The following is a 12,172-nucleotide window of genomic DNA, read 5'->3' as shown; positions in this document are numbered from 1 at the left end:
AGTGTCTAGTCTTAGCGATTTACTACACTGTTGCGGTTGAATATTTCGCTGACTCTTCGGCGATACGCGGGCTCACAGGCAAGCAGTACGAGAACCTGATCCTGCTCAATCTGCTTCTCATACCAGCTTGCTTCATCTTCCGGTATGCCCATTCCGGCCAAAGCCTTGGCGAGCGAGTCCTCACCGCCTCCGATGCCGGCCCCTGCAGCACGTTCGGCAGCAGGCCCTGACACCGCCGCCGGCTCCGGCAGCACTTGAAAGCCTGCAGCAACCTCGCGGAGGATACCAACCACCATTTTTGATGAATCCCCGGTCTGAGGCGGCTGGGTGCCTGTAAGCTGGCTCAGCTTCTCCAGCATTTTGACACGCCTTGAAACGACCGAGATGTCTTCGGCCTGAATTCCCGCTTCCTTCAGCTGCCGAACCGTGTTGTACAGATCCGCCTCGGAGTCAAACACCCCTGCCATCAGTATATTCATGCCCCTATCATCTCCCTGAGTCTGAGTTAACAAGTATTAACCATAAGCGGCGGCACGCCAAACGCACAGATGGGAATACCGGAGTTGCATTCTCCAGATTAAGTATTACTGCATAAGATGAAGTTAAGGGAGGGAGCAAAATGCCCAAATACCGCATCATTGTCGATCTATCCGACTTCGCGCTGTACCTGCTGGACGGAGACATCGTCATCCGGCAATTTCCGGTGGCGATCGGGAAGCTGGCAACGCAAACACCGCCCGGCGAGTATACCATCGTCAATAAGCAGCCCAATCCGGGAGGTCCTTACGGCTCGTATTGGCTTGGGCTTTCCAAGCCTCACTATGGCATTCACGGTACGGACGATCTAGGCTCGATCGGCAGAGCCGTGTCGGCAGGCTGCGTCCGAATGTATAACGAAGACGTTAACACCTTGGCTGCGCTTGTTCCTATCCACACCCAGGTTACAATTCGGCCGTAAGCTAGCGGTTGGCAAAGGCAAAGAATGGACCTGGGACAGATGTTGTCCAGGTCTGGCAATATGGTTAATGAGAACTGTCAAGTGAGACGAGCCGCTTGATGCGGCGGCTCCAGATTACATACCCGGGAGGGATTTTCGCAATGCTTCAGAACAAGTATTTCCGCACCTGTCTTGGCATTATCGCCTTTTTACTTATTGTATATCTGCTTACGAAGATCAGCTTCCTGTTTCGGCCCTTTGTCGATATCTTCAATCTTCTGCTTGTACCTATTGCACTGGCCGGCTTCTTCTATTATTTACTGCGGCCGGTCGTCGACTATTTAGAGAAGCGGAAGATCAAGCGGGCACTTGCCGTACTGATGATCTATTTCGTCTTCGCAGCCCTGTTCGCCCTCTTTATTGTCACCGTTTGGCCGACGCTGCGCGAGCAGATTGAGAATTTCATCTCCAACGCACCAAATCTCGTACAGGATGTCCAGAAGCAAATGGATGAGCTGAAGAAGAACTCCATCATCGGCCAGTACATTCCTTCCGAGTCGGAGCTGTACAATCGAGTGTCTGAGTATGCCAATCAGGCTGTGGACTGGGTTACCAACTCCATGAGCAATGTCATCTCCGCTGTGTCGAATTTCTTCATTATCGTTGCGACCGTGCCGATCATTCTCTACTATATGCTGAAGGAAAGCGGCAAGCTGCCTCCGAAAATCCTTGGCATGCTGCCCCGCCGCTACCGGCGTGAGGGCCATGAGGTGCTCGGTGAAATGGATAACGCCCTCAGCAGCTTTATTATCGGCAAGGTTATCCTGAACCTGGTGCTCAGTGTTCTGATTTATATCGGTTTTCTGATCATCGGCCTGCCGTACTCTCTGCTGCTGACACTGATCTCCTTCGTGCTGAACTTCATACCTTATGTGGGAGCGATCCTGGCAACGATCCCCGTCGTGATCGTCGGCTTCATTGAATCCCCCGGCACGGCGATCTGGTCTGTGGTTGTCATTATTGCCGCCCAGCAAATCCAGGATAACATCCTGACGCCAGTCATTTATGGCAAGCAGCTGGATATCCATCCCTTAACAACCGTCGTGCTCATTCTGGTGGGAGGAAACTTCTACGGTATGCTCGGCGTACTGCTGGCTATTCCTGCTTATATGGTGATCAAGATTCTAATTGTACGTATTTACGAGCTATTCCTTGCCGAAAAAGTCGAAAACGCCTGACCTATCCCAAAAAACACCCTGATCTCAACGCCAAGCAGCGGCAGCGCTCTTGGCCTGAGAATCAGGGTGTTTCATTGTCAGTGGCTAACGCAATGGTTAAGCCTTGCCACGAAGAGACCGCACGACGAAGCAGTGTTCGTCCTTACGCAGGCGAAGCCCATTCGATAACGTAACCGTATCCCGGTCGTGGGCAGTCAGCGTCTCCTGGTAGGCTGTTAACGTATCTCCTTTCCACACCATAACACTGGAGCGGAAATATACGGCATTATCAAACTGGATGGAATGCTGGATGATATATCCGATTCCGTTCAAGGCAGGAGCATGATCGCTTGGCTCTACCTTGGCTACTAAATGAAAGGGAATGCTGACTTCCCCGGGAGAAAGAATCATCCGCTCCTGGACGGTATCCCAGGATTTCAGCACGCCTTCAGTCAAGGTCTTATCCTTATCCCGCTGCTGTACTGCAATGCGTCGGCCCACCCAATGCTTCAAAGACAATCACCCCCGATGATGTGTTTCGTCCGGAAGCTCCGGCAGCTTCCAGTCGACAATCTCCATGTCGTGCTCTTTCAAGAAAGCATTGGCTTTCGTGAACGGCCGGCTGCCCAAGAACCCTTTATGCGCTGCCAAGGGGCTTGGATGCGTCGATTCCAGCACCAAATGGCGCGTCCGGTCGATGAAGGAGCCTTTTTTCTGTGCGTAGCTGCCCCATAGCATAAATACCAGCGGCTCCTGCCGCTCATTCAGCTTGTGAAACACGGCATCCGTAAAGGTCTCCCAACCTAACCCTTTATGGGAATTCGGCTGTCCTTCCCTAACCGTCAATACCGCATTCAGCAGCACCACACCTTGCTTCGCCCAGTGCATCAGCGACCCATGATGAGGAGCAGGCACCCCCAGATCCTGATTCAGCTCTTTATAAATATTATGTAATGATGGCGGAATCCGGATGCCCGCACTAACCGAGAAGCTTAAGCCTTCGGCCTGCCCTGCTCCGTGATACGGATCCTGACCCAGAATGACTACCCGGGCTTCCCGGCAGGCCGTCTCTTTCAGAGCTCGAAAAATATCTTCTTTCGGCGGATACACCGTGTGTTCCTTGTATTCTACAGCCAGCTTCATACGCAGCTCTTGAAAATATGGCTTGCTGATCTCGTCCTTTAGCTGCTCGTCCCAGTCGTTGTTAAACAAAGTCCAGCGTCCTCCCCGTCATTTGCTGCTGTCAAAGGTTTGTATACCGATACTACAACGTTTTGGCATAAAAATAAACCGGCTTTTTTCCTAATTTCAGGGAAAACCGGTTATTTTGATGCTTCGCTTCCACGCTCTATACGGCGAACTGTGGTCAAATCCGGATCATAAGAGTCGCCAGGCGCCCGGCTTTCGATCTCCGCTATAACATACTCTCCTACCATAAAGCGCTCATGCTCCCGGACTGGCAGCCAGAAGCCGTCTACAAGGATCTGCCCGGTCTCAGAAGAAATGTCTTCAATCTTTCCTTGTACGATAAAGTGACCGTCCCCTTTCGCACACCCTGCGAGCATCATAGCGACCGCCAGCACCATGAGGCTGGTTGAAAGCCTAGTCATAACATTGTTTTGTATTTTTTCCAGCTTCCTGTCGTTTTCTTGAAGAATAACAACTTCTTTCTGAAGCGCTTTATAGACAGAATATACGGATGTACCGATCAAGATCATAATAATGCCAGCAATCGGGAGAAGAAGACGCAAAATGGCTATGTTGTAATAATACATTTCGGGGGTGTCCGATCTCGTTGTTTGAGGACACTCCGGATAAGCAACGAGCGCACGGGTGAGTTTCCAATCTTATTATCATTTGATATCATGCGAAGGGAGTTCTCATTAATCCTATTCGGCAATGGTCCCATCAACGGCACTTTTTGTAACTTTCTTCCTAATATTGCGTCTTTTATGTTACCCACATATAAACACAACATGAAACCAAAATAGTTGCGCTGCATAACAATCCCATCAAGGTGCTCAAGCAGCCGCTGCGGCATGCCAAATCCTCTGCCGCAGCCATGGCATTACTTCTGCGTCAGGGCGGCGCGTCCGCCTTTCAGATGATCTCCAACGGATGGAGAGGGAAGTAATTTGCTTGCCACGCAAACCAGAAAGCTGTTCATGGCAGCTAGGCGCTAACGAGAATGCCACCGGCCTCCTCCGTGAGTTTTTCCCGCAGGGACACGATTTCTCTTCTGACCTTTTTTTATTCGTTCCTATAACTTAATCTATTTCAAATGAGTCTTATAGTAATGAAAGTCAAAAGGTGAGTAGCATTGAATTTTATGGAAAGGTTGTGAAATTTTGAACATTGCGGGAAGCAAATTATTATACCTACTTGGACTTGCAAGTGTAATCAGTTTGCTTTCGACCATTTTCTTTATGATTTTCCAAAGCGATTTTGAACTGTCGACTGAATACTTCAGTGATGTAATCCAATTCACGACGATCGGCTACACTTCGCTTATCTACATCTTAGTGCCCCTATTCTTTTATTTGTATAGGGATGCTAGAGTAATAAATCTAATCATCATCGCTGCTGCAGTATTAGTTGTGCTCGCAGTTATCGAACAGATCATGGTAAGTCTAGATATCCATTCAGTCGGGTCGTACCGTATCTCTTCTGCATATTTATCGTATGGATTGTTTATAACGGGGATGATGATTTATAAGAAGCTCAATCCTTCTAAAAATGCTATGTCCGTCTTTGCAGCACTATATCCGATCAGCCTTATCGCTTTTTTGTTTATTATCTGATGCATATGACCCGTTTGACCATATTCCAGATATACCGACCTGTACTATCAAACCAACCAGTATTAGTATCTCGCTCCATGACTTGAGTCCTGTCTTCCTTCTTGCAGCGAATTTGTTCAGAACCAGAACCGTCCAAGAAGATTGCATCAAAGCAGCCCTCTGCAATAAACTGTAAGCGTACAACTTTTGTGCCACATAAGCACTTCCATCCTTCTTGATTGTACAAATTGATCCAAGCAGACTCGAAAAGATTGCTTTGATTTGAGCCCGCTGGCAGACTGAGGTAATGTCTAGCTGGATCAAGCAACACCTTAACATTCCCACACGATTTGGCAAAAACACAACATTAACCGAAGTGTTCAGATACGTCACTCTGCGGACAAATCGTAGTCCGAGTTAATTACAGATATTGGTTAATCGACAGGCCTGATTTGATATAATAAATTTATAGTGGGAGGTGAACAAGATGCAATGAACGAGAAAAGAAGAAAGACGAGATGGATGAACCGGTCAGGAGCCTGCAACGGGCTTCCAGAAGGGCTCGTGCATATAAGGTGTCATTCTTCTTTACTCGACCATATCTCAGGGAGCTGATCAAATGAACGTCCACAAGATGAATAAAGCAACGATGATTCTCATCGTTGCTTCTATGATCATCAGCCTTACAACAATAGCCATACTCATTGTAAAATGGTGATATCAAAATGACTTACAATTTCGCATCCAAAGAAGAATTGGCTGACTGGATCTCTAATGAACTTGTCAGCACTGCCGAAGCCATCGAGATCCTTGAGAGCACACGCCAGAACCTTCACTCGTTTGTAAAACGCGGAAAGCTTACGCCAGTTAAAGAAACCAACCGTGAACGATTATTCTGGCGATCTGACGTCCTCGCTCGCAAAGAAGAAGCTGCCGTTTATAACCGGAAATAACCCGCCTCAATGGCGGGTTTTTTATCTCAGAGATATCTTTCATTCCGGATCGGGCAAACACTACTATCGCAAAAATCCGTTCCCAACGGCAAAAAGGCTGATGAAAAACCAATCCTGAATTAATGCAGTTGATTAGCTGTAATTCGGTTTCAATCAGAACGATTTCATACGCTTGTTGATAGTTCTCAAGCATGTGTTCTCCTAATCTTTCTACTATGTTTTATAGTGATAGTTTTGGGAGGTTACACTATCTATTTTACAGACTCCGTCCAAACAAACCAAGCTTCGCAACGTGTGCAATACATCCCTTTCGGATGACCTCTTGATCGAATCCACAGCATGGACAGCATTGACTGTCGCTCAGTAGTAAAGCTTTTATATGTAGTTTATCTCGTCAAGCACTGATTTCGGTTTTGAACCCATTTTAATTTACAGATTTTAAATGAAATCAGGACCATGGTAAATGAAATCAATTAATCTGAGACCTTTTCTAACAGCGGTCTTAATTGATGAGTTTTGCTCATTTTTCAAAGCATATAGTAACCCAGGAATGTCACCTATTTCACGACAACACTCCGCAAGTGTCCGAATCCAATATATTCTCCTAGAAGGTTCTATTTCTCCCACGTTCATTATAGCTGTAATTGCGGTACTGATATCGATCTCCTCATTGACAGTCTGTTCAATAATAGTATTAGTTTCTGCGCTATCTCTTCCTTTGTTTTGTTCAAAGAATTCGTGTAATCTCGATTGTCTATCGTCAATCTTCTCCGCTAGTGCTAACATATCATCTAATAACACTGATCCCTCCATGAGTGGTTCATTATTGTTAATTGATACTACTCCCTCATAAAGTTCAACAATCTTTTTCCTGAAGTAACCATTGCTAAACTTCTCAACTCTTTTCAGATAAGCTATTAGCTCTTTTAAGTCCTCTGTTTTCTTTACCAAAAACCAATAAGGCAATGACGTCCCTTGAACACCAAGACTTGCAGAAATAAACGGCCAAGTCTGTTGGGCAGGTATCCCTAACTTATTTTCTCCAATATTTAATTTATCCAGACCCACCCCAAAGATGTCTAAAATAAAGTCTGGATGTGGAAGATCAACTACCTTATTCTTTAACCTACCATTAGCAATTCCCACATCTGCAAACCATTGGTCATTAATTTGGTTGAATTCTCTTCGCAAAAACTGTGGGGATACCGACAATGCGGCGGGATTTTGCTGATCTATCCTAACTGGAAATGCTTCACCACTGCCTGCAGCTCGAAGTAATGTTGTTGGAACTGCTCTGTTTAGCGCATCCAAAAGAAGCACTATATCACTTGCTGTGGGCGTTACGCTTACTCTTTCAAATGCATCAATCCACTCTGGTTTTACATCATTTAATTCCGGTAGAATAAGGAACGCTGAGCTGATAAGGACGCTCTTTTCTTGGGGTACATTCGAAGCATTTACTTGATTAGCCAACTCCTCAATTAACGTAGCTCTATCTTTGGTAATATCGTGTGGTTTCGGAATAAAACTCAGGTAAGGTTTGATTCTAGAAGACTTTGATAAAAGGAATAAAAATTCTGAAACATCATTAGCAAGTATTACTACAACTTCCCTTGAAGGGCCAAATCCTGCATGAAATCCTCCTGCTCGGGATTTCGCAAGAATTCGAAATTTTGAGGTCTTATCTATTAACTCCTTCAAATGCTTTTCTGGATCAAGGACACCCTTGACTAAAAAACTATTTTTCGCATTTTCTTTTTTTAGCAACGTGATAAACTCATCGAATATCTGAGAGGCTGACTTAAATTTACCATCACTAGTTAACAGTCCTTTAAAACCGTAATTCTGCGTCATACAGGCATTTATTGCCTGCTCAGCAGCTGCGCCTATTAATCCTACTTCAGACGCATACAATGCATTTGTTTCTCTAATGCCGCTTCTCAACGGTAAGGACAAGCCAATTAAGGCTAGATTTAGGCTACTTACACTAGCTTCTAGTAATCTTATGCTGTCTTTACATAAAAAAATAGGCATTTTGATACTCCTGACATTAACAGTATATGTAATCTGTGCATCCAATTACCTATAATATACCAGATAATAAACTGAGTAACTATGTTTTTTCCTCTACAAGGAACGTATTCTACAATCCGAATGAGATGTCATAACTTACCACCTGATCAGTATAACCTTGTACATTATAATTACATAGAGGTTTTTATATGTTTATTGATCCGATGTTACTCGCAACCGCGCAATCACCGTTCTCGGACTCGCGCTATATATTCGAACTTAAAGTATCTCTATAAATCAACGTGTACATTATTAAAAAAACAATCCCAATCCTTTTGTACCATGTATAATTAGCTAAACTTAAATTTGCACATAAATATCATACTGTACAAAATATCCGAATTGAGTAGCCTTGAATCCTTACTTCTACAACAGAAAAATGCTTTTATAACCCAATCAATCTCCAATCAAATTTCTGAAGCTTCAGGTTTCATAAATGGTGACTATTATGATAGCAGAACTAAGATAGAGACAATAGTGAAGGCCTTGTACGGCAAAAAGGCACTTGCTCATGGAGCAATAGTGAAATAAGTCTAGTGAATCGATATGAAGCGCTTATTTTAATTGAGCATTTTGCATAATTCCTTTTTTGACCTCAAGACAGTATGATCTAATAGCGCTCAACTTTGTTAGAGCACTCCGATTCTAAAAAAGGGCAGACCTGCAGAATTTTTGACTTTGCTCATTTTTAAGCTGCTGTTTGGTTCTTTTTACAAGCTGCAGAAAGTGCAGAGACAAGCAGTACAATCGCGTTTAGATACTGGTGAGTCGTCACTTTCTGAATCCTCCAGACATGCATCTCGTCTGCCGTACGTAAGATAGGTTTTCATTCTGGAGTTACATCGCTCTACGCTGGTGCGTTCGTTCCTTCCAGCGCTTTGTATCCCGATGCGGGCTGCAATATCACCGGAGGTCATCCTTTGCATCTACTTTAACTACCATGCCGTAGTTAGAAGATGAGCAGGCGGTCATACCCAGGGGACAATCCACCTTGCCGGTGGCGTGAGGGCATCGGAACTTCAAATAATCGCCATCGGCGCCCCAATACGTCATCGCAAATCCCATCGAACACCGAGGTGTTCCGTTGGTTGTCATCCCGACAGGAGGCTCTTTCTCGCCTCGGGGATTGAGAGGAATAATGGCTTGCGCCTTCACGTTTCGGGCGGCTTCATAGACCTTCATTTGGTCGTACCACGCATCAAGGATGAAGAATTTCGTGCGTTTATCGACAGCGAATTTCTCGATCAGACCGGGAGCCATTTCCCCGTCGTTCACATGTGCGGGCGTGACTTCGAGAGCTAATGGAAGCTCGCTTTTCTTCTTAGGCTGTTTTTTTTCGTAAGCATGGATAGCGGCGCTATCGATCGCAACGTGACTTCCGTCGATGATGCCGTCTTGCCTACAACGTTTGACCAAGTCTTCAGACAGCTGCTTAGCCAGATCTTCTTCGTCAGTTCGGCAAAAACTCGGCTTAATGTAGCGATAGACTGAGCTTCGCGATCAAGCGGAAGTCCACATTGACAACGAAATCGAAGATCGGTATCCAATCGATGATGCAAATCGGTAAATGTCTGAATGTGCTCGAGAGGAGCAGCGAGAAGTGCACGCAAAATGCCTTCTCTACAATGCCCATTAGCCCCTCGGGGTGAACGACTTATCAGCTCTTTAGCGTACGGACGAAGATCCAAAGTTCTAAAAAATATAGGCAATCGATCTTTTGAATGCATTTTTAACAGATCTTCAAAGGAAAATAGACTTTCTTGGAGAATATACAATTACAAGTGACTTCACTTCCTTGGCTCGTTTTCTGGTTTGGTCACTTGAAAACTTCTCCAAGTTGGGGTGAAGTCCTTTTTTTATGTTTGAAACTCCTTGTTTATCAAGGGCTCAGATTAATGCAAAATGCTCAATTAAATAAATTCCAAGTGGTTTTAAAAAACCGATAAGGAGCTCTATTGCAGCGAACGAACGGTAGTAGCAAGGCTCCAAGTAGGACAGGCAGGGCGACTAGTCTGGCTTGGGTCTGCAGATGGGCTGCCTAGTTTATTAAAAAATAGTTTTTTAAAAAAACGTAACCTTTTGTGTTTGGAATTGTTTATTAATATGAATATCCATCCTTAAAGAAAGGAGAACACAATTAACTAGGGAAGGTGAGACTTTCGCAGACCAAATTTTCACGAAAAATTATGAAATGAGAGGATGTATCTTGATGTTTAATGCGAAAAGATTACTTTCTTTCTTGTTGGCATTTGCTCTAGTTTTTTCGGCTATGGGAGTCGTTTCAGCCGATGTTTCACCTGAGGAAAAACACTTACAGACAGCAATCACAGAAGGGCGATCTACCACCCCAATTTCAGAGCTAAGTGAAGAAGAAGCCAATCGAGTAATCGAGAAGCTCAATGAAACTGCTGAGGTAATCGAAGTTGAGGTTACTAGACCAAGTACGACACCTGGAGCAAGTACGACACCTGGAGCAAGTGTTCAAGCCGTTGATGTTGCTGTTGTTAAAGTACGTCCAACATACGGGTTTTACAAAGTTAATGGTGCAACCGGCCATGTTTCCGTACACTTAGAAGTATGGGTTGAAGGTGGTGACATAGCTACCTTAATCAACAGGGTCAGGGGCTATGCAGCTTTTGCGACAAATGTTGAAGGCGTACGAGAAGATATTAATTACGTTCCTTTCCCACCAAATAAGGTGGTGTATGTTACAGAAGAATCAGATATACGTATAGATTTTGATACTGATCTGGTATTGTGGGAGGGTTATGCGACTGTTTCTTTATTAGGTGGATGGTCTGACGCAGATATTTTCTTCGATAACGAAAGGTACTTATAACCCATTTTGTTACTACTTAAAGTAATGAGATCATGACGCGTGAACAAAAGTGTATTATTGGCGTGCAGCGCACAAGACTGCACGCCCATTTTTATTCGGCCATTCGTTGACCTGGTTTGATAAATCCTATTTAAGGGAGTTTTATTAAAATGAAGATTCTTTCTAAAATCGATAGGCAGGCATCTAACGATCAATATGATGTTGCTTCTTTGCATCAAGATACGATTAAACAGGAAGTGCATTCTGTCAGAGACAATAAAATAGTAACCCGAACAATTGTTGATGGTGATATAGAGTTCACGGAATCAGTATTCGACCCAAAGGTAATAGCAGATGTTATCGTTGAAAACATAAACATTCAATTATCATTATATCAATTTTATGTCTATTACAGTGGAGTTAAGAATAAAGAAGCGCATAAAAAGGAGAAATTAGTTTATGAGCTTCGTTATCCTAATGAGGGAAGCAAGGTAAGTAATGAGTTATTATCTAGTTTGCTTACTGTCTTTGATTCCTTGAATGTGGTTTACAAAAAAAATATGATGATTATTGCTGCGATGCTATCCGATATAGATACAAAAATAAAAATCTATGATCTATATAAAAAATTATATGAGAAATCTCTGTTGAATCCATTTATTGTAGCATTTACAAACGAAATGAAAGTAGGGGAAATGGAAATCATGGGGAGTGCTGTCTTTCAATATGAGCCTTTCCTCGACGATATAGAATCGATTATTTTGAATCAGAAAGAAATAATGTTCATTGATTATATTGAGCAACAATTGAACCTATCCGATTATTTCATGTTTTATTGCTATGGTTGGAATGAGGATGAAGTTGCGGCCAGTGTATTACTGAAAAAGCTAGCCAAATATTTTAAAAGAATATTTTTAACTTCAAAGCCTGATCCATTCTCTTCGGAGCTTCTCATGATATATGCGGAACGTAAGTGATACTTTAAGGTGGTATGGAAGCGGTTATTATGTAGAGTAATAGGCTCCCAGCACCAGTTCAGAGGGATACAAAATGGTCAGTGATGCGATAGCTAAATTGAAACAGGCTCGACAAGCTCCAGAAGCTCGATAATAGGCGTGCCTCTTTTAGTAGGTAGATGCAAAGAGAGGGATATGGCCAGTCGTTCTCTTATCACCGGGATCCGGTGTAGAACGCGATATGTATCTAGGGATTATCTTCAAATCTTGTGCCCATGGAATATGTTATTGTCACTATTTGTGCCCCGTACGAATCCGTGTTTACCGTATATCCTGATGGTAGCTATACTAAGCAAGGCAAACTTTTCAATGGGGAACCTCTCTTTTTTATCCAGATTATACCATGATATTAAAATACCAGCTATTAATATTTACAAT

General features: G+C 43.8%; 10 protein-coding genes and 1 pseudogene. 5 read left to right on the top strand and 6 right to left on the bottom strand.

The annotated features are described in order from the left end of the window. Positions 1–11 precede the first annotated feature (11 nt). On the bottom strand, positions 12–479 hold the full coding sequence (locus ACH6EH_RS10415; RefSeq protein WP_397332250.1) for a general stress protein: 468 nt from the start codon (positions 477–479) through the stop codon (positions 12–14). Between the two features lie 140 nt (positions 480–619). On the opposite strand from ACH6EH_RS10415, the gene ACH6EH_RS10410 reads away from it, so the two are divergent. Then, positions 620–958, top strand: coding sequence for a L,D-transpeptidase (locus tag ACH6EH_RS10410; protein WP_397332249.1), 339 nt, complete (start codon positions 620–622; stop codon positions 956–958). 140 nt (positions 959–1,098) lie between these two features. Further along, positions 1,099–2,175, top strand: a complete 1,077-nt coding sequence (locus tag ACH6EH_RS10405; RefSeq protein ID WP_138225350.1) for an AI-2E family transporter — start codon at positions 1,099–1,101, stop codon at positions 2,173–2,175. A 96-nt stretch (positions 2,176–2,271) separates the two neighbouring features. Here ACH6EH_RS10405 and ACH6EH_RS10400 read toward each other — a convergent pair whose 3' ends face one another. The 3 genes from ACH6EH_RS10400 to ACH6EH_RS10390 all read right to left on the bottom strand — a co-directional run bounded on the left by ACH6EH_RS10400 (position 2,272) and on the right by ACH6EH_RS10390 (position 3,764). Beyond that, positions 2,272–2,667: a hypothetical protein gene (locus tag ACH6EH_RS10400; RefSeq protein ID WP_138225349.1), complete on the bottom strand. Its 396-nt coding sequence runs from the start codon at positions 2,665–2,667 to the stop codon at positions 2,272–2,274. Between the two features lie 6 nt (positions 2,668–2,673). Continuing rightward, the gene (ung, locus tag ACH6EH_RS10395; RefSeq protein WP_397332248.1) at positions 2,674–3,366 is read right to left on the bottom strand and encodes a uracil-DNA glycosylase; all 693 of its coding nucleotides are present in this window, start codon (positions 3,364–3,366) and stop codon (positions 2,674–2,676) included. Between the two features lie 110 nt (positions 3,367–3,476). Further along, on the bottom strand, positions 3,477–3,764 hold the full coding sequence (locus ACH6EH_RS10390) for a hypothetical protein (protein WP_397332247.1): 288 nt from the start codon (positions 3,762–3,764) through the stop codon (positions 3,477–3,479). Between the two features lie 1,895 nt (positions 3,765–5,659). Here ACH6EH_RS10390 and ACH6EH_RS10385 point away from each other — a divergent pair. After that, a complete protein-coding gene (locus ACH6EH_RS10385) occupies positions 5,660–5,887 on the top strand; it encodes a DNA-binding protein (RefSeq protein ID WP_138225344.1) in 228 nt (75 codons plus the stop codon). Positions 5,888–6,325: 438 nt separating this feature from the next. On the opposite strand, the gene ACH6EH_RS10380 is transcribed toward ACH6EH_RS10385, so the two are convergent. Both ACH6EH_RS10380 and ACH6EH_RS10375 read right to left on the bottom strand, forming a co-directional pair. After that, positions 6,326–7,921: a hypothetical protein gene (locus ACH6EH_RS10380; protein ID WP_138225343.1), complete on the bottom strand. Its 1,596-nt coding sequence runs from the start codon at positions 7,919–7,921 to the stop codon at positions 6,326–6,328. 727 nt (positions 7,922–8,648) lie between these two features. Beyond that, a pseudogene (locus tag ACH6EH_RS10375) lies at positions 8,649–9,735 on the bottom strand (transposase). 434 nt (positions 9,736–10,169) lie between these two features. On the opposite strand from ACH6EH_RS10375, the gene ACH6EH_RS10370 reads away from it, so the two are divergent. After that, entirely contained in the window at positions 10,170–10,799 is a 630-nt protein-coding gene (locus ACH6EH_RS10370) for a hypothetical protein (protein ID WP_397332246.1), read from the top strand. 149 nt (positions 10,800–10,948) lie between these two features. Then, positions 10,949–11,755 (top strand): hypothetical protein, encoded by an 807-nt coding sequence (locus ACH6EH_RS10365; protein ID WP_138225341.1) that lies wholly within the window; start codon positions 10,949–10,951, stop codon positions 11,753–11,755. The last annotated feature ends 417 nt before the right edge of the window (positions 11,756–12,172 follow it).

This window comes from Paenibacillus sp. JSM ZJ436, assembly GCF_044383795.1.
GTDB lineage: Bacteria > Bacillota > Bacilli > Paenibacillales > Paenibacillaceae > Paenibacillus_AQ > Paenibacillus_AQ algicola.
This window is presented reverse-complemented; position numbering and strand designations above follow the sequence as displayed.